The organism is Pseudomonas sp. LF020 (assembly GCF_053456425.1).
In genome coordinates this window covers 106,850-125,421 of the sequence record NZ_JBRFIX010000011.1, presented here as the reverse complement: position 1 = coordinate 125,421, position 18,572 = coordinate 106,850, and the positions used below count along the sequence as shown (strand labels likewise).

The following is an 18,572-nucleotide window of genomic DNA, read 5'->3' as shown; positions in this document are numbered from 1 at the left end:
AACGAAAAGAGGCTGTGGATAAATTGTCCACAGCCCCTTTAGTCATTTACCGATGCAGAAGCTGGAAAAGATCCGGCCAAGCAGGTCATCGGAACTGAAAGCCCCGGTGATTTCTCCCAGAGATTGCTGGGCCTGACGTAAATCCTCGGCCAGTAGTTCACCGGCACCGGCCAACGTCAGCTGTGCGCGACCATGTTCCAGCGCTGCACTGGCGTGGCGCAGAGCCTCCAGATGACGGCGACGGGCACTGAAGCTGCTTTCCGAGGTTTGCTCATAGCCCATGCAGGCCTTGAGGTGTTCGCGCAGCAACTCCAGACCATCGCCGGCGGCTTTGGCACTGAGGCTGATGGTCACGTGACCATCGTCGCTGACTTCCAGGGCAATCGCTTCACCTGTCAGGTCCGCCTTGTTGCGGATCAAGGTAACTTTCGCCGGATCCGGACGGGTCTCGAGGAATTCCGGCCATAGGGCAAACGGATCTGCAGCTTCCGGCGCGGTGGCATCGACTACCAGCAGCACCCGATCCGCTTCAGTGATCGCTTTCAATGCACGTTCGACGCCGATCTTTTCCACATGATCGTCGGTGTCGCGAAGACCGGCGGTATCCACCACGTGCAACGGCATGCCGTCGATGTGGATATGTTCGCGCAGGATATCCCGGGTGGTGCCGGCAATTTCGGTCACGATCGCGGCTTCGCGGCCAGCCAGGGCATTCAACAGGCTGGACTTGCCGGCATTTGGACGACCGGCGATCACCACCGTCATGCCATCTCGCAACAACGCGCCCTGCCCGGCTTCACGCAGCACGGTGGATAACTCTTCACGTACCTTGTCGAGCATGCTCAGCACGTGGCCATCGGCGAGGAAGTCGATTTCCTCTTCCGGGAAGTCGATGGCGGCTTCGACGTAGATGCGCAGGCCGATCAGTTGTTCGGTGAGATTATGCACACGCTGGGAAAACGCGCCTTGCAAGGAGCGCAGAGCATTGCGTGCAGCCTGTGCAGAACTGGCCTCGATCAGGTCGGCGATTGCCTCGGCCTGAGCCAAGTCCAGTTTGTCGTTGAGGAACGCGCGCTCGCTGAATTCACCCGGGCGAGCCAGACGGCAACCCAGTTCCAGGCAACGCTTGAGCAGCATATCGAGAACGATCGGGCCACCGTGCCCCTGCAGTTCAAGCACGTCTTCGCCGGTAAACGAGTTCGGCCCCGGGAAATACAGTGCCAGACCTTCGTCCAGTACCTGCTGATCAGCACTGAAAAACGGACCGTAATGCGCGTAACGCGGTTTCAGTTCACGGCCGCTGATGGCTTTGGCCGCAGCGCTGGCCAACGGCCCGGAAATACGGACGATGCCGACACCGCCGCGACCTTGAGCGGTGGCGACAGCGGCGATGGTTTCACGAGGTGCGCTCATAAACCGGAATCCAGACAAATGTGGCAGATAGCAAAACGCCCCACTAGGGGGCGTTTTGAGTGGTGTTATCCACAGAGTAAGTTACGCCTCGGCTTTTTTCGTCGCCGCTTCGATCTTACGCGTGATGTACCACTGTTGGGCAATCGACAGGCAGTTGTTCACAACCCAGTACAGCACCAGACCTGCAGGGAACCAGAGGAAGAAGAAGGTGAAGATGATTGGCATCATTTTCATGACCTTCGCCTGCATCGGATCCGGTGGAGTCGGGTTCAGACGCTGCTGGATGAACATGGTCGCGCCCATGATGATCGGCAGGATGAAGAACGGATCTTTGATCGACAGGTCAGTGATCCACAGCATGAATGGCGCTTGGCGCATTTCCACGCTTTCCAGCAGAACCCAGTACAGCGAAAGGAAAACCGGCATCTGCACGAGGATCGGCAAGCAGCCGCCCAGCGGGTTGATCTTCTCTTTCTTGTACAGCTCCATCATGGCTTGCGACATTTTCTGCCGGTCATCGCCATGTTGCTCTTTCAGTGCAGCCAGTTTCGGCGCAACGGCACGCATGCGCGCCATGGATTTGTAGCTGGCAGCCGACAGCGGGAAGAAGATCCCTTTGATCAGCATGGTCAGGAAGATGATCGACCAGCCCCAGTTACCCACAATCGCGTGGATGTGTTGCAGCAACCAGAAGATTGGCTGGGCGATGAACCACAGAATGCCGTAGTCGACGGTCAGTTCCAGACCTGGGGACAACTGTTTCAGTACGGCCTGGCTTTTCGGACCGGCGTACAGAATGGCGCTGGTTTCAACTTTCGCGCCCGGTGCAGCGGTCAGCGAAGGACCGGTGTAACCGATGATGTAGTTGCCCTTGCTGTCCTTACGCGTCTGAACGATGTTGTTTTCGCCCTTCGGCGCAACCCATGCAGTCACGAAGTAGTGTTGCAGCCAGGCTACCCAGCCACCGGTGACGGTTTCCTTGAGCTGACCTTTGTCCATGTCTTTCATGGACACTTTCTTGTACGGCTCGGAACTTGTCCACAGGGCGGCGCCCAGGTAAGTCGCGGTACCGGTGGCAGTGGTCGACGAAGGATCGGCACTGGCGTCGCGCTTCAGTTGGGCGAACATCGAACCCGACCAAGGCTGAGCACTCTGGTTATCCACAAGGTAGGTCACGGTCACGTCATACAGGCCGCGTTTCAGGGTGAAACGCTTGATGTAGTTGACGCCGTCCTTGCTGAACTTCAGGTCGACGACCAGTTGGTCCTGACCGTCAGCCAGTTGATAACTTTTCTTCTCCGAGGCGTAAACCGGACGACCGGCCGGGCTAGCGTCCGGACCGTTGGTGCCGATCAGGCCGCTTTGTGCCAGATAAGTACGCTCGCCGCCGTTGTCGAACAGCTGAAACGGCACATCAGGACGATCCTGACGACGTGGATACAGTGGCAAAGTCAGTTGAGCAACGTCACCGCCCTGTGGATCGATCGCCAGATCGAGCACGTCGGTTTTGACCTGGATCAGATCCTTGCTGGCAGCGACCGGAGTTTCCACAGGTGCGCTGGTATCGCTGGCGGCACGCGGAATATCGTCACTGGCGGAAGCGTTATTGCCAGGAACGGTGTCCGGCAAACCGGATGCAGTCGTACTGGAAGCAACATTCTGAGTCGGCAGGGCAGCCTGGCCATAGTCCTGGTTCCATTTAAGAACCATAACGTAGGACACGATTGCCAGGGCGACGATCAGGATCGTGCGTTTGATATCCATGATTACTCGGCCATCGAAGAAGAACGGGAGGTAGGGATAGGTGGAACCGGGTCATAACCACCGGGATTCCACGGATGACAGCGACCTAAACGACGAAAGGCCAGCCAGCCACCGCGCAGAAGGCCATGATTTTCGATGGCTTCATACGCGTAGCAAGAACAACTGGGGTAGAAACGACAGTGACTGGCCATCAAAGGACTAATGGCGTAGCGATAAAACTGGATCGGAACGAGTGCCAGTTTACGCATCTGGACTGTCTACCCCTACAGTTTCGGTTTTGACCGCTGGAACTGGCTTGTTACGGGCCAGACGCTTCCAGAGCTTGCCGAAATGCTGAATCAATTCGGGGTTTTCTACGTCGCCCAAACCTTTGCGCGCGACGATAACGATATCCCAGCCGACCAGAGCATCCTGGTGCAGACGGAACGATTCGCGCATCAGACGTTTGAGGCGATTGCGCTCGACGGAGAGCTTTACGCTCTTTTTCCCGATAACCAGCCCGAGACGGGGGTGATCAAGATCGTTGTTGCGCGCAAGGAGCAGGAGATTTTTCCCCGGAACCTTGCCGGTAGGGGAGTCAAAGACTGCCTTGAAATGCCGGGGGGTAAGCAGACGCTTTTCCCGACTGAAGTCCTGACTCACCTCCAGTACCGGATTATCAAACTGCCAGACGCGCACGACCTTTGGCGCGACGACGCGACAGGACAGCGCGACCGTTCTTGGTAGCCATGCGAGCACGGAAACCGTGGGTACGAGCGCGTTTGATAGTGCTTGGTTGGAAAGTACGTTTCATGTCGTGTTACCTGGTTCGTCCACAACGGGCCGGAATGGCCCCCGTTTTAAGAGACCGGGGATTCTAGAGAAAGCAAGCCTTCAGGTCAATTTCCAACCAGCGTTTCCTTATAAATAGATCTCTGGAGCTTCCGGAACCGAAAACCTGTTTGCCAGACATAAAAATAAAGAAGGAAATTATTTAAAGCTTTTCTGTAAAGCTTGTAAAAGCTAGGGCCGCGCTCTTCTGTGGATAACCATCTTCAGCCCTTGTACAGCATGATGTACAGAGAATGACAACTACAGTGGAAAACCGTGTTCAGCCTGTGCTGCGCTGTCGGATAACCTGTGTGTGGAATGGCCTGTTATCCACAGGCTGGTTATCCATCGAGTTCCACCCCCAGTTGTCCAGTGCCCTCAGAGGCGGTTATCCACAGAGCTTATGCACACGCCGTTGGTCGCCTTTTTTCCGGTTAACGCATTGATTAATCATGGTCACCACACAACCTGCATGTGGATAAGTGGACAGCTCGCCGCTACAATGGCCGCTTGTTTTTGCCTCACCGGCTTTCAACTTAGGGGATATCCGTGTCAGTGGAACTTTGGCAGCAGTGCGTGGAGCTTTTGCGCGAGGAGCTGCCTGCCCAACAATTCAACACCTGGATCCGTCCACTACAGGTCGAAGCCGAAGGCGACGAGTTGCGCGTCTACGCACCGAACCGTTTTGTGCTGGACTGGGTCAACGAAAAGTACCTCGGTCGCGTCCTTGAACTGCTGGATGAGCACGGCAACGGCATGGCGCCAGCGCTTTCCTTATTAATAGGCAGCAAACGCAGTTCGGCACCGCGTGCCGCGCCGAATGCGCCGTTGGCCGCTGCGCAGGTGTCCCAGGCTCAGGCCAATACCGCGCCGGCCAGTACGCCAGCGCCCGCTCCAAGTGCGGCCCCGGCCAAGCGCTCGACGCAGAAAACCGAGGAAGTCAGTGAAGAGCCGTCCCGCGACAGCTTTGACCCGATGGCCGGTGCGGCCTCGCAACAGGCCCCGGTTCGCGCCGAACAGCGCACCGTTCAGGTCGAAGGCGCGCTCAAGCACACCAGTTACCTGAACCGTACCTTCACCTTCGAGAATTTCGTCGAAGGCAAGTCCAACCAGCTCGCCCGCGCGGCGGCCTGGCAGGTGGCGGACAATCCCAAGCACGGCTACAACCCGCTGTTCCTTTATGGCGGCGTCGGCTTGGGTAAAACCCACTTGATGCACGCAGTGGGTAACCATCTATTAAAGAAGAACCCGAATGCCAAGGTCGTGTACCTGCATTCCGAGCGCTTCGTGGCCGACATGGTCAAGGCGTTGCAGCTGAACGCGATCAACGAGTTCAAGCGTTTCTACCGTTCGGTGGACGCTCTGCTGATCGACGACATTCAGTTCTTCGCCCGTAAAGAGCGTTCCCAGGAAGAGTTTTTCCACACCTTCAATGCCCTGCTTGAAGGGGGCCAGCAGGTCATTCTTACCAGTGACCGCTACCCTAAAGAAATCGAAGGCCTTGAAGAGCGCCTCAAATCCCGCTTCGGCTGGGGCCTGACGGTTGCCGTCGAGCCGCCGGAGCTGGAAACCCGCGTGGCGATCTTGATGAAAAAGGCCGACCAGGCCAAAGTCGAGTTGCCTCACGACGCGGCGTTCTTCATTGCCCAGCGAATTCGTTCCAACGTCCGTGAGCTGGAAGGCGCGCTGAAACGCGTGATCGCCCACTCGCACTTCATGGGCCGCGACATCACCATCGAGTTGATCCGCGAATCCCTGAAAGACTTGTTGGCACTGCAGGACAAACTGGTCTCTGTGGATAACATTCAGCGCACCGTCGCCGAGTACTACAAGATCAAGATCTCCGACCTGCTGTCCAAGCGCCGTTCGCGCTCGGTGGCACGTCCGCGTCAGGTGGCCATGGCGCTGTCCAAGGAGCTGACCAACCATAGCCTGCCGGAAATCGGCGATGTGTTTGGTGGTCGTGACCACACGACGGTGTTGCACGCTTGCCGCAAGATCAACGAACTTAAGGAATCCGACGCGGACATCCGCGAGGACTACAAGAACCTGCTGCGTACACTGACCACTTGATGAACACCAGCGCAGCTTATTAAGGCAAGGGACTAGACCATGCATTTCACCATTCAACGCGAAGCCCTGTTGAAACCCCTGCAACTGGTCGCAGGCGTCGTCGAGCGCCGACAGACCTTGCCGGTACTGTCCAACGTGCTGCTGGTCGTCGATGGCCAGCAACTGTCGCTGACCGGTACCGACCTGGAAGTCGAACTGGTCGGTCGCGTGCAACTCGAAGAGCCGGCCGAAACCGGTTCCATTACCGTGCCTGCGCGCAAGCTGATGGACATCTGCAAGAGCCTGCCCAACGACGCGCTGATCGACATCAAGGTCGACGAGCAGAAGCTGGTCGTGAAGGCCGGTCGCAGCCGTTTCACCCTGTCGACCCTGCCGGCCAACGATTTCCCGACGGTTGAAGAAGGCCCGGGTTCCCTGACCTGCAGCCTGGAGCAAAGCAAGCTGCGTCGTTTGATCGAACGCACCAGCTTCGCCATGGCCCAGCAGGACGTGCGCTACTACCTCAACGGCATGCTCCTGGAAGTCTCGGCCGGTGTGATCCGCGCCGTGGCTACCGACGGTCACCGTCTGGCCATGTGCTCGATGCAGGCCGATATCGGTCAGCCGGATCGTCACCAGGTGATCGTGCCGCGCAAAGGCATTCTGGAACTGGCGCGGCTGCTCACCGAGCCGGATGGCAACGTCAGCATCGTTCTGGGTCAGCACCACATCCGCGCCACCACCGGCGAATTCACCTTCACCTCGAAGCTGGTCGACGGCAAGTTCCCGGACTATGAGCGCGTTCTGCCGAAGGGTGGCGACAAGCTGGTACTGGGCGATCGTCAGGCCCTGCGTGAAGCGTTCAGCCGTACTGCGATCCTGTCCAACGAGAAATACCGCGGCATCCGTCTGCAACTGGCCAACGGTCAGTTGAAGATCCAGGCCAACAACCCGGAGCAGGAAGAAGCGGAAGAAGAAGTGGGCGTTGAATACAACGGCGGTTCGCTGGAAATCGGCTTCAACGTGAGCTACCTGCTCGACGTGCTGGGCGTGATGACCACCGAACAGGTTCGCCTGATCCTGTCCGACTCCAACAGCAGTGCGCTGGTGCAAGAGTCCGACAATGACGACTCGGCTTATGTTGTCATGCCGATGCGTCTGTAATCAGCTGATTCTGGATGTCCTTAAGTCGTGTTTCGGTCACCGCGGTGCGCAATCTGCACCCGGTGACCTTCTCCCCCTCCCCCCGCATCAACATTCTTTACGGCGCCAACGGCAGCGGCAAAACCAGTGTTCTGGAAGCCATTCATCTGCTGGGGCTTGCCCGTTCGTTTCGTAGCACGCGGCTGTTGCCGGTTATCCAGTACGAGCAACTTGCCTGCACCGTATTCGGTCAGGTCGAACTGGCCGAGGGTGGCCACAGTGCACTGGGGATATCTCGCGACCGTCAGGGCGAGTTCCAGATCCGCATCGACGGGCAGAACGCCCGCAGCGCTGCGCAACTGGCCGAGATCCTGCCGTTGCAACTGATCAACCCCGACAGCTTCCGCCTGCTCGAAGGTGCGCCGAAGATTCGCCGGCAGTTTCTCGATTGGGGTGTGTTCCACGTCGAACCGCGTTTCATGGCGACCTGGCAGCGTTTGCAGAAGGCCTTGCGCCAGAGAAACTCCTGGCTGCGGCATGGTACACTTGACGCCGTTTCGCAAGCGGTTTGGGACAGGGAACTGTGCCAGGCCAGCGCTGAAATCGATGAATACCGCCGCGCTTACATCAAAGCCTTGAAACCAGTCTTTGAACAAACCTTGAGCGAACTGGTTGAGCTTGAAGGTTTGACGCTCAGCTATTACCGAGGCTGGGACAAGGACCGGGAATTGAGTGCCGTATTGGCTGGGTCCGTGCACCGGGACCAGCAAATGGGTCATACCCAGGCCGGACCGCAACGCGCTGACTTGCGCCTTAGATTGGGCGCGCACAACGCCGCGGACATCTTGTCCCGGGGTCAGCAGAAGCTAGTGGTCTGTGCCTTGCGAATTGCCCAAGGGCATCTGGTGAGCCAGGCCCGACGCGGCCAGTGTATTTATCTGGTGGATGACTTGCCGTCCGAGCTGGACGAGAGCCACCGTCGCGCGCTGTGCCGCTTGCTGGAAGACTTACGCTGCCAGGTTTTCATTACCTGTGTAGATCACGAATTATTGAGGGAAGGCTGGCAGACGGAAACGCCAGTCGCTCTGTTCCACGTGGAACAGGGCCGTATCACCCAGACCCACGACCATCGGGAGTGAAGGCATTGAGCGAAGAAAATACGTACGACTCAACGAGCATTAAAGTGCTGAAAGGCCTGGATGCCGTACGCAAACGTCCCGGTATGTACATTGGTGACACCGACGATGGCAGCGGTCTGCACCACATGGTGTTCGAGGTGGTCGACAACTCGATCGACGAAGCCCTCGCCGGCCACTGCGACGACATCAGCATCATCATCCACCCGGATGAGTCCATCACCGTTAAAGACAACGGCCGTGGCATCCCGGTAGACGTGCACAAAGAGGAAGGCGTTTCCGCCGCCGAGGTCATCATGACCGTCCTCCACGCTGGCGGTAAGTTCGACGATAACTCCTACAAGGTATCCGGCGGTCTGCACGGTGTAGGTGTATCGGTAGTGAACGCTCTGTCCGAAGAGCTGGTATTGACCGTACGCCGCAGCGGCAAGATCTGGGAACAGACCTACGTCCACGGCGTACCTCAGGCACCGATGGCCATCGTTGGCGACAGCGAAACCACCGGCACCCAGATCCACTTCAAGGCTTCCAGCGAAACCTTCAAGAACATTCACTTCAGCTGGGACATCCTGGCCAAACGCATTCGTGAACTATCCTTCCTCAACTCCGGTGTCGGCATCGTCCTCAAGGATGAGCGCAGCGGCAAGGAAGAGCTGTTCAAATACGAAGGCGGCCTGCGTGCGTTCGTTGAATACCTGAACACCAACAAGACTGCGGTCAACCAGGTGTTCCACTTCAACATCCAGCGTGAAGACGGCATCGGCGTGGAAATCGCCCTGCAGTGGAACGACAGCTTCAACGAGAACCTGTTGTGCTTCACCAACAACATTCCACAGCGCGACGGCGGTACTCACCTGGTGGGTTTCCGTTCCGCGCTGACGCGCAACCTGAACAATTACATCGAGCAGGAAGGTCTGGCGAAGAAGCACAAAGTCGCGACTACCGGTGACGATGCCCGCGAAGGTCTGACCGCGATCATCTCGGTGAAAGTGCCGGATCCGAAGTTCAGCTCGCAGACCAAAGACAAGCTGGTGTCTTCCGAAGTGAAGACCGCGGTCGAGCAGGAGATGGGCAAGTACTTCTCCGACTTCCTTTTGGAAAACCCGAACGAAGCCAAGCTGGTCGTCGGCAAGATGATCGACGCGGCCCGTGCCCGTGAAGCGGCGCGCAAGGCCCGTGAGATGACCCGCCGCAAAGGCGCGCTGGACATCGCCGGCCTGCCGGGCAAGCTCGCTGACTGCCAGGAAAAAGATCCTGCGCTGTCCGAACTGTACCTCGTGGAAGGTGACTCCGCGGGCGGCTCTGCCAAGCAGGGACGTAACCGCAAGACCCAGGCGATCCTGCCGCTGAAGGGCAAGATCCTCAACGTCGAGAAAGCACGCTTCGACAAGATGATCTCGTCCCAGGAAGTGGGCACGCTGATCACTGCACTCGGCTGCGGTATCGGTCGCGAAGAGTACAACATCGACAAGCTGCGCTATCACAACATCATCATCATGACCGATGCTGACGTCGACGGTTCGCACATCCGTACCCTGCTGCTGACCTTCTTCTTCCGTCAGTTGCCGGAGCTGATCGAGCGCGGCTACATCTACATCGCCCAGCCGCCGCTGTACAAGGTCAAGAAAGGCAAGCAAGAGCAATACATCAAAGACGACGATGCCATGGAAGAGTACATGACGCAGTCGGCCCTGGAAGATGCGAGCCTGCACCTGAACGAAGAGGCCCCGGGCATTTCCGGTGAAGCACTCGAGCGTCTGGTGAACGACTTCCGCATGGTGATGAAGACCCTCAAGCGTCTGTCCCGCCTGTACCCGCAGGAGCTGACCGAACACTTCATCTACCTGCCGGCCGTGAGCTTGGAAATGCTCGGCGACCACGCCAAGATGCAGGACTGGCTGGCCCAGTACGAAGTGCGTCTGCGCACCGTCGAGAAGTCGGGCCTGGTCTACAAGGCCAGCCTGCGTGAAGACCGTGAACGTGGCGTGTGGCTGCCAGAGGTGGAGTTGATCTCCCACGGCTTGTCGAACTACGTCACCTTCAACCGCGACTTCTTCGGCAGCAACGACTACAAGACCGTCGTCACCCTCGGCGCTCAACTGAGCACCCTGCTCGACGAAGGCGCGTACATCCAGCGTGGCGAGCGCAAGAAAGCGGTCACCGAGTTCAAGGAAGCCCTCGACTGGCTGATGGCCGAAAGCACCAAGCGCCACACCATCCAGCGCTACAAAGGTCTGGGCGAAATGAACCCGGATCAGCTGTGGGAAACCACCATGGACCCAAGCGTGCGCCGCATGCTGAAAGTCACCATCGAAGACGCCATTGGCGCGGATCAGATCTTCAACACCCTGATGGGTGATGCGGTCGAACCTCGCCGTGACTTCATCGAGAGCAACGCTCTGGCGGTTTCGAATCTGGATTTCTGATCCATCGTCCCATCGCTAACGCACGAAAAAAAAGCCAGCGCTATGCGCTGGCTTTTTTTTGGTTCTTTCTTGTTGGATTAAATCCTGCAAATTTTAAGACTATCCCTTCGTAGAGGAGAGACTCTTCCTACATATATCTGGATCGGTTCTATTTATCTTACAGCCGCTTCGCTAACTGCCCTACGGCACAGGTGAAGCATTGTCAGTGTCTAGAATCAAACAGGGAACTTAGTTATGCCAACACCTGCGTATTTGACGATCAATGGTAATCGACAAGGTTTAATCAGTGCTGGAGCTTTTACAGCAGATTCAGTGGGTAATACCTACCAGGAAGGGCACGAAGATCAGATTTTGGTACAAGCTTTCAGCCATCAAATCATCATTCCACGTGACCCTCAATCCGGCCAACCCACCGGTCAGCGGGTGCATAAGCCGCTCATGGTTACCAAGGTTTTCGACAAGGCATCCCCGTTGATATTCAGCGCCTTGACCAGTGGCGAAGTCTTGGACAATTGTCATATTGCCTGGTATCGAACTTCCGCTTCAGGTAAACAAGAACATTTTTTCAGTATTGAATTGGTAGACGCCGTTATTGTGGAAGTGAATTCCAGAATGCCGAATTGCCAAGATATGAATATGGCGCACTTCACACAGTTGGAAGACGTACATTTCACGTATCGTAAAATCATCTGGACGCATGAAATTTGCGGCACGACGGGTTCAGATGACTGGCGTGCACCTTTGGTCAACTGACACTCTCGGGCTGCCAAATATCGACCAGTTTGACTGGTCGATTCACCTTACGACTGCATCATGCTGTCAGCAGCTGTCGCAGATACACTCTCCAACCGATACCCATACCCATAAATCGTCAGCAACTGCCAACCCCGATCCGCCGTCAGCCCCAGTTTGTTGCGCAGGCGGTAGATGTGCGTATCCAGCGGCCGCGACGAAGCGACTTCTTCGTGGGGCCAGAAGCGTTCGTATAAGTACTCTCGCGACAACGGCCGACCCAGGTTACTGAACAGGCAGCGCGCCAGGCGGTATTCACGCTCCGTCATGACCACGGCCTTGCCCTCGCGGGTGACGCTCAGTTCGGCGTCGTCGAAGGTCAGGTCATTGAAGCTCAGGACTTCGGCAGCGCTATTGCGTTGCTGGCTGTGCCGGCGCAGTACAGCGGCGACTCGGGCTTTCAGCTCGTTGGGGCGGAACGGTTTGCTGACGTAATCGTCGGCACCGGCGTTCAGCGCCTGGACGATATCGCTTTCGCCGTCGCGGCTGGTCAGCATGATAGCGGCGGGCGGCGACTCCATGTGTTCGCGGGTCCAGCGCAGCAGCGCCAGGCCGGTCAGGTCGGGCAGTTGCCAGTCGAGGATCAGCAGGTCGAAAGTGTCCCGGCGCAATTGGCGCAGCAGGTCCTCGCCCCGTTCAAAGCTGTGCAACGACCAAGGTTGATCTCCCTCCGCAGCCATTTGCTGCAGGGTTTGCTCGACCCGCCGCAGTTCGGCAGGTTCATCGTCCAGTATCGCAACGCGCATACGCGTGGGTTCCTTGTTGCTTGGGCAGTGGCCGGCAACCATAACGGTCTGGCCTGTGCGGTAAAAGTAAGCCGTCCATCATCGGTCGACGTCCGCTATGATTCTTCGGATCTACGTCCTCAGACCTGTGGTCCATGAAACCATTCACTGCCCACCTCCCTGTTTGCCATGAATAGCCCGCGTCGACGCGAAAGCCGCGAGCCGAGTCAGGTCCAGCGCCTGTTTCGACGGCTGGTGCGTGAGTGGGTGTGGATAAGTCTAGTGCTGTTGCCGCTGACTGCCTTGTTGTCGTATCGCGCGCAGATCAATCTGCACGACGTGGTACCGATGTGGAGTGCGTTGCTTTCGGTAGGGCTGGTAGCCTGCGTACTCGGATTGCTGCTGTGGCGCCCGCGCTGGGCGATCTGGGTAACATCGTGCGGTGTGGCTTGTGTGCTGCTGACCAGCGCCGGGCTGGCGGAAGTCAGGCACTGGTGGTCACCGACTCCAGCAGCGCTCGGCATGTTGTTCGGTTACCTGATCTGGAACTGGCGGCGCCTGAGCGTGGTGCTGACGTACTTTGGCTGGGAGCTGGCGCGACTGGACCGCGAGCCGAAAGTATTTCCGGAGCGCCGTCGTGCGCAATTCACCAGCGCTGATCAGCTGCAGCGCCAGATCATGGCACTGGAGCAAGCCATGAGCCGCACGCGCGATACTCGACGCTTCATTGCCGACGGTCTGGAATACCTGCCGGTGGCGACGCTGATCAGCGATCCCAAGGGGCAGATTCTGCTGGGAAACCGCAAGGCCCGCGTATTGTTCGATCATCCTCTGGTTGGCGACGACGTTCTCAAGCAACTGGCCCGCCTTGGTTACCCGGAGTTGTCCACAGAACCACGCCCGGCGCTGTCGGACCTGACGCTGCTGGAGTTTCGCGATCACAAGGAACGCAGCTTGCGTCTGGAGCGCGCGGCATTGCTGCCGGTGGATGGCGATACTCCCATCGGCTGGCTGCTGAGCCTCACCGATCTGAGCGCCGAACGCGCCGCAGAAGAACAGCGCGGGGTCTTGCTGCGTTTTCTATCTCACGATCTGCGCGCCCCGCATTCGGCGATTTTGGCCCTGCTCGATGTGCATCGCCATCAAGCCGGAGCGGACTCACCGCTGTTCGAGCAGATCGAGCGCCAGGTACGCCGGGCGCTCGATCTGACTGACGGTTTCGTTCTGTTGGCGCGGGCCGAGTCTGAGGCTTACCAGTTCCAGCCCAGTCTGTTCGCGATGCTGGTACTGGACGTGCTGGATCAGGCGTTGCCCATCGCCCAGCAGAAAAGCATCAAGTTGCTTCATCAAATGGATGAACAATCCCAGGAGCGTCTGATCAACGCTGACCAAGGCCTGCTGACCCGCGCCTTGTTCAACCTGTTGGAAAACGCGGTCAAGTACAGCCCGCCTGATACAACGATCAAATTGAACGTCAGTTGCCAGGGCGAGTGGCTGTGCTGTGAATTGACCGATCAGGGCAAAGGCATTGCCGCCGATGAGCTGCCGGATCTGTTCACCCAGTACCGGCGCTTTTCGTCGGCGCAGGGGATTGATGGCGTCGGGTTGGGGCTGTCGATGGTCAAGGCAGTGGTCGACCATCATGGCGGTAATATCGAGTGCCGCAGTATTGTCGATCAAGGCACCACGTTCCGGCTGCAGTTACCGCTGATCTGCGAGTGAACAGGCACAAAAAAACCGGCTATATCAGCCGGTTCTTTTACTTCCGAAAAAAACTTATGCACCTTTTACGGTGTTTTATGAGCTTGAGAAATATATAAGTAAATCAATCGGTTACTTTCAATATTCAGGCTTTTTCAACAAAACCGTACACAGGTTATCCACAAAATCTCAGACAGCCACCTGATCATTCGCGGCAGGTGCCTGCGGTGCTGGTGGCAGCGAACCCATTTCGCGCTGAGTCTGTTCGTTCCAGGCTTGTACCCGGTCGTTCAACTCGGCGATGGCGCGCGGGCCACTCCCTTCGGCATACATCGGCTTGCCGATGACCACGGTGATCACACCCTGCCTCTTGCCCCAGCCGATTTTTGGCCAGAATTTGCCGGCATTGTGTGCAATCGGCAGCACCGGAAGCGCCGCATTGACTGCCAATGCGCTGCCACTGCGCGAGAACTTGCCAATAGTGCCGTGGGGAACGCGGGTGCCTTCCGGGAAGATCAATACCCAGACGTTGTCCTTGAGCAGCTCATCGCCCTTGGCCGCCACTTGCTTGAGCGCGGCTTTCGGGTTGTCGCGGTCAATCGCGATCGGCCGCAGCATGGCCATGGCCCAGCCGAAGAACGGCACGTACAGCAATTCGCGCTTGAGCACCTGGCTCAAGGGCGAGAAATAAGCGGAGAGAAAGAACGTCTCCCAGGTGCTCTGGTGGTTCGACTGAATCACGCAGGGCCGGTCCGGCACGTTTTCCGCGCCTTTGATCTCGTAACGAATGCCGAGAAACACCTTGGTCAACCACAAGGCACAACGGCACCAGTACACATTGATGAAACGATAACGCGCCTTGAACGGCAAAAAGGGCGCGATAAAAAAGCTCAGGCTGCACCACAGCAAGGCAGTAGTGCCCAGCAGCAGGTAAAAGAGAAAAATTCTGATGGCCTGCAGTATCGACATGGCGACGTTTACCGTTACGGGCAATGCCCGACTGTTCAAGCGCACTCCCGATCAATCCCTGGTCAGGAACTTCAGAAGTACTCTAGTTGTGGATAAGTTCTGCGGCAATCGCCGCCAGATCGTCAAAAATCAGGGTGCCGACCGGAAGGGTCTTGCCCAGAGTCTTTTCGCCTTTCCCGGTCTTTACCAAAACGGGCTGTGAATCGACGGCTTTGGCGGCCTCCAGGTCACCAAGGCTGTCGCCGACGAACCAGACATTCGTCAGCGCCACGTTGTAATGCGCCGCGATGGTTTGCAACATCCCCGGCTTCGGCTTGCGGCAATCGCAACCCTCGTCAGGCCCATGCGGGCAATACACGATCAGCCCGACTTCACCGCCCTGCTCTGCCACCAGCGTGCGCAAGCGCGCGTGCATGGCGTCGAGGGTGGCGAGGTCGTAATAGCCGCGAGCAATGCCCGACTGGTTGGTGGCAACCGCCACCTTCCAGCCGGCCTTGCTCAACTGCGCAATCGCTTCGATCGAGCCGGGCAACGGAATCCACTCCTCCACCGACTTGATGTAAGCGTCGGAGTCGTAATTGATCACTCCGTCCCGATCGAGAATCAGCAGTTTCAACAGCAATCCCTCAACCCAGCAGCGAAATGTCGGCAACCCCGAGGAACAGGCCACGCAGACGCGCCAGCAGCGCATAGCGGTTGGCCCGCACGTTGGCGTCTTCGGCATTGACCATCACCGCGTCGAAGAACGCGTCGACCGGCTCACGCAATGCCGCCAGACGCGCCAGCGATTCGTTGTACTGACGCGCTGCGGCCATTGGCTGCACCGCTTGATCCGCTTGCTGGATCGCCGAGTACAGCGAGAACTCGTTGGCGTTGTCGAAGTATTTGGCCTGGACGTCGGTCGGCACCGAGCCTTCCACCTTGCTCAGCAGGTTCGATACACGCTTGTTGACTGCCGCCAGCGCTGCCGCTTCCGGCAGTTTGCGGAAGGCTTGCACCGCTTGTACGCGCTGGTCGAAGTCCAGCGCCGAACCCGGCTTCAGCGCACGTACCGACAGGTAGGTGGCGACATCGACGCCTTCGTCTTCGTAGCGTGCACGCAGACGGTCGAAGATGAATTCCAGCACCGCGTCGTTCAGACCGGCAGCCTTGACCTTGGCGCCGAACGCACTCACGGCGAACGCCACGGCGTCATTCAGGTCCAGATCCAGTTGTTTCTCGATCAGGATCCGCAGCACGCCGAGGGCCGCACGGCGCAGGGCATACGGGTCCTTGCTGCCGGTTGGCAGCATGCCGATACCGAAGATGCCGACCAGGGTGTCGAGCTTGTCGGCGATTGCAACGGCTGCACCGGTCAGGGTCGCCGGCAGTTCAGCACCGGCACCGCGTGGCATGTATTGCTCGTTCAGCGCCAGCGCGACGTCTTCCGGCTCGCCGTCATTGAGGGCGTAGTAGTAACCGGCGACACCTTGCATCTCCGGGAACTCGCCGACCATTTCGGTGGCCAGGTCGCACTTCGACAGCAGGCCGGCACGGGCCGCCCACGAAGCGTTGCCGCCGATCCGCGCGGCAATGTAGGCCGCGAGTTTCGAAACGCGCTCGGCCTTGTCGTAGACGCTGCCGAGTTTTTCCTGGAACACCACGTTCTGCAGACGCAGGTTGAAGTCTTCGAGTTTCTGCTTCTTGTCTTGCTTGAAGAAGAACTCGGCGTCGGTCAGGCGTGGGCGAACCACTTTCTCGTTACCGGCGATGATCTGCTGCGGGTCTTTGGATTCGATGTTGGCGACGGTGATGAAACGCGGCAGCAACTTGCCGTCGGCATCCAGCAGGCAGAAGTACTTCTGGTTGTCCTGCATGGTAGTGATCAGCGCTTCCTGCGGCACGTCGAGGAAGCGTTCCTCGAACGAGCACACCAGCGGCACCGGCCATTCGACCAGCGCGGTCACTTCATCGAGCAGCGCCGGCGGCACGATCGCGGTGCCTTCCTGACGGGTCGCCAGTTCTTCGGTGCGTTTGCTGATGATCTCGCGACGCTCGTTGGCGTCGGCCAGCACGTAGGCGGCACGCAGGTCAGCCAGGTAGCTCGACGGCGAACCGATGCGCACGCTTTCCGGGTGGTGGAAGCGGTGACCACGGGATTCGCGGCCAGCCTTCTGCGCGAGGATGGTGCAGTCGATGACCTGGTCACCGAGCAGCATCACCAGCCATTGGGTCGGACGCACGAACTCTTCCTTGCGCGCACCCCAACGCATGCGTTTCGGGATCGGCAGGTCGTTCAGCGAATCTTCGACGATGGTCGGCAGCAGGCTTGCGGTCGGCTTGCCGGCGATGTTCTGGCTGTAACGCAGTTTTGGACCACTCTGGTCGATTTCGCTCAGCTCGACGCCGCACTTCTTGGCAAAGCCCAGGGCTGCCTGAGTCGGGTTGCCTTCGGCATCGAAGGCAGCCTGACGTGGCGGGCCGTCGAGGTTGATGCTGCGATCCGGCTGCTGGGTGGCCAGTGCAGTGATCAGTACGGCCAGACGCCGCGGTGCGGCGTAGACGGTTTTGCTTTCGTAGTTCAGGCCGGCAGCTTGCAGGCCCTTGTCGATACCGGCGAGGAACGCTTCAGCCAGGGTGTTCAGGGCTTTTGGCGGCAGTTCTTCGGTGCCCAGTTCAACCAGAAAATCTTGAGCACTCATTGTGCAGCCTCCAGCTTGGCCAGTACTTCGTCACGCAGGTCCGGGGTTGCCATCGGGAAGCCCAGCTTGGCGCGGGCCAGCAGATAGGCTTGCGCAACGGAACGCGCCAGGGTGCGTACGCGCAGGATGTATTGCTGACGCGCGGTCACCGAGATCGCTCGGCGCGCATCCAGCAGGTTGAAGGTGTGCGAGGCCTTCAGGACCATTTCGTAGCTTGGCAACGGCAGCGGCTGGTCGAGTTCGATCAGGCGCTTGGCTTCACTTTCGTAGAAGTCGAACAGTTCGAACAGCTTGTCGACGTTGGCGTGTTCGAAGTTGTAGGTGGACTGCTCCACTTCGTTCTGGTGGAACACGTCGCCGTAGGTCACCTTGCCGAACGGACCGTCAGCCCAGACCAGGTCGTAGACCGAGTCCACGCCCTGCAGGTACATGGCCAGACGCTCGAGACCGTAAGTGATCTCGCCGGTCACCGGGTAGCACTCGATGCCGCCGGCCTGCTGGAAGTAGGTGAACTGGGTCACTTCCATGCCGTTCAGCCAGACTTCCCAGCCCAGACCCCAGGCGCCGAGGGTCGGCGATTCCCAGTTGTCTTCGACGAAGCGGATGTCGTGGACCAGCGGGTCCAGACCGACATGCTTGAGCGAGCCCAGGTACAGTTCCTGGAAGTTGTCCGGGTTCGGCTTCAGGACGACCTGGAACTGATAGTAGTGCTGCAGACGGTTCGGGTTTTCGCCGTAACGGCCGTCAGTCGGACGGCGGCTTGGCTGCACGTACGCGGCGTTCCAGGTTTCCGGGCCGATGGCACGCAGGAAGGTCGCGGTGTGGAAAGTGCCGGCGCCTACTTCCATATCGTAGGGCTGAAGTACCACACAACCTTGCTCGGCCCAGTATTGCTGGAGCGCGAGGATCAAGTCTTGGAAGGTACGCACGGCTGGCGTAGGCTGGCTCACGAAATTCACC

The 18,572-nt window shown here is 58.5% G+C and carries 16 protein-coding genes; 6 read left to right on the top strand and 10 right to left on the bottom strand.

All coding sequences use genetic code 11. From position 1 onward, the window contains the following. Nucleotides 1-42: 42 nt before the first annotated feature. From mnmE to rpmH, 5 genes are all read right to left on the bottom strand, one after another. Nucleotides 43-1,413 carry a tRNA uridine-5-carboxymethylaminomethyl(34) synthesis GTPase MnmE gene (gene mnmE / locus ACU680_RS23535; RefSeq protein WP_448180631.1) on the bottom strand — a complete coding sequence of 457 codons (1,371 nt, stop codon included), beginning with the start codon at nt 1,411-1,413 and terminating at the stop codon, nt 43-45. Nucleotides 1,414-1,494: 81 nt separating this feature from the next. After that, nucleotides 1,495-3,177, bottom strand: coding sequence for a membrane protein insertase YidC (gene yidC, locus ACU680_RS23530; RefSeq protein WP_027610285.1), 1,683 nt, complete (start codon nt 3,175-3,177; stop codon nt 1,495-1,497). Nucleotides 3,178-3,179: 2 nt separating this feature from the next. Beyond that, nucleotides 3,180-3,425, bottom strand: coding sequence for a membrane protein insertion efficiency factor YidD (gene yidD / locus ACU680_RS23525; RefSeq protein WP_080761984.1), 246 nt, complete (start codon nt 3,423-3,425; stop codon nt 3,180-3,182). Further along, nucleotides 3,418-3,819, bottom strand: a complete 402-nt coding sequence (gene rnpA, locus ACU680_RS23520; protein WP_202962695.1) for a ribonuclease P protein component — start codon at nt 3,817-3,819, stop codon at nt 3,418-3,420. Before rnpA ends, yidD begins: the two co-directional genes overlap by 8 nt. Before the next feature lie 16 nt (nt 3,820-3,835). Beyond that, nucleotides 3,836-3,970, bottom strand: coding sequence for a 50S ribosomal protein L34 (rpmH, locus tag ACU680_RS23515; protein ID WP_003213577.1), 135 nt, complete (start codon nt 3,968-3,970; stop codon nt 3,836-3,838). 566 nt (nt 3,971-4,536) lie between these two features. Here rpmH and dnaA point away from each other — a divergent pair. The 5 genes from dnaA (at nt 4,537) to ACU680_RS23490 (ending at nt 11,497) form a co-directional block, all read left to right on the top strand. Continuing rightward, entirely contained in the window at nt 4,537-6,060 is a 1,524-nt protein-coding gene (gene dnaA, locus ACU680_RS23510) for a chromosomal replication initiator protein DnaA (protein ID WP_367082210.1), read from the top strand. Nucleotides 6,061-6,099: 39 nt separating this feature from the next. Further along, nucleotides 6,100-7,203, top strand: coding sequence for a DNA polymerase III subunit beta (gene dnaN / locus ACU680_RS23505; protein WP_003220202.1), 1,104 nt, complete (start codon nt 6,100-6,102; stop codon nt 7,201-7,203). Nucleotides 7,204-7,217: 14 nt separating this feature from the next. After that, nucleotides 7,218-8,321 (top strand): DNA replication/repair protein RecF, encoded by a 1,104-nt coding sequence (gene recF, locus ACU680_RS23500; protein ID WP_400764831.1) that lies wholly within the window; start codon nt 7,218-7,220, stop codon nt 8,319-8,321. Nucleotides 8,322-8,326: 5 nt separating this feature from the next. Beyond that, complete coding sequence (gene gyrB / locus ACU680_RS23495) at nt 8,327-10,744, top strand: DNA topoisomerase (ATP-hydrolyzing) subunit B (protein WP_007960764.1); 2,418 nt, start codon at nt 8,327-8,329, stop codon at nt 10,742-10,744. A 234-nt stretch (nt 10,745-10,978) separates the two neighbouring features. Beyond that, nucleotides 10,979-11,497 (top strand): Hcp family type VI secretion system effector, encoded by a 519-nt coding sequence (locus tag ACU680_RS23490; protein ID WP_007960762.1) that lies wholly within the window; start codon nt 10,979-10,981, stop codon nt 11,495-11,497. Nucleotides 11,498-11,544: 47 nt separating this feature from the next. On the opposite strand, the gene ACU680_RS23485 is transcribed toward ACU680_RS23490, so the two are convergent. Beyond that, nucleotides 11,545-12,282 carry a response regulator transcription factor gene (locus tag ACU680_RS23485; RefSeq protein WP_367082213.1) on the bottom strand — a complete coding sequence of 246 codons (738 nt, stop codon included), beginning with the start codon at nt 12,280-12,282 and terminating at the stop codon, nt 11,545-11,547. A gap of 168 nt (nt 12,283-12,450) precedes the next feature. On the opposite strand from ACU680_RS23485, the gene ACU680_RS23480 reads away from it, so the two are divergent. After that, a complete protein-coding gene (locus tag ACU680_RS23480) occupies nt 12,451-13,983 on the top strand; it encodes a sensor histidine kinase (RefSeq protein WP_448180630.1) in 1,533 nt (510 codons plus the stop codon). 168 nt (nt 13,984-14,151) lie between these two features. Here ACU680_RS23480 and ACU680_RS23475 read toward each other — a convergent pair whose 3' ends face one another. From ACU680_RS23475 to glyQ, 4 genes are all read right to left on the bottom strand, one after another. Next, nucleotides 14,152-14,931: a lysophospholipid acyltransferase family protein gene (locus ACU680_RS23475; protein ID WP_448180629.1), complete on the bottom strand. Its 780-nt coding sequence runs from the start codon at nt 14,929-14,931 to the stop codon at nt 14,152-14,154. An 82-nt stretch (nt 14,932-15,013) separates the two neighbouring features. Then, nucleotides 15,014-15,553 (bottom strand): D-glycero-beta-D-manno-heptose 1,7-bisphosphate 7-phosphatase, encoded by a 540-nt coding sequence (gmhB, locus tag ACU680_RS23470; RefSeq protein ID WP_448180628.1) that lies wholly within the window; start codon nt 15,551-15,553, stop codon nt 15,014-15,016. 4 nt (nt 15,554-15,557) lie between these two features. After that, the gene (gene glyS / locus ACU680_RS23465) at nt 15,558-17,612 is read right to left on the bottom strand and encodes a glycine--tRNA ligase subunit beta (protein WP_448180627.1); all 2,055 of its coding nucleotides are present in this window, start codon (nt 17,610-17,612) and stop codon (nt 15,558-15,560) included. Continuing rightward, nucleotides 17,609-18,562 (bottom strand): glycine--tRNA ligase subunit alpha, encoded by a 954-nt coding sequence (gene glyQ / locus ACU680_RS23460; protein WP_003187265.1) that lies wholly within the window; start codon nt 18,560-18,562, stop codon nt 17,609-17,611. The genes glyS and glyQ overlap by 4 nt, the downstream gene beginning before the upstream one ends. Nucleotides 18,563-18,572: the final 10 nt, after the last annotated feature.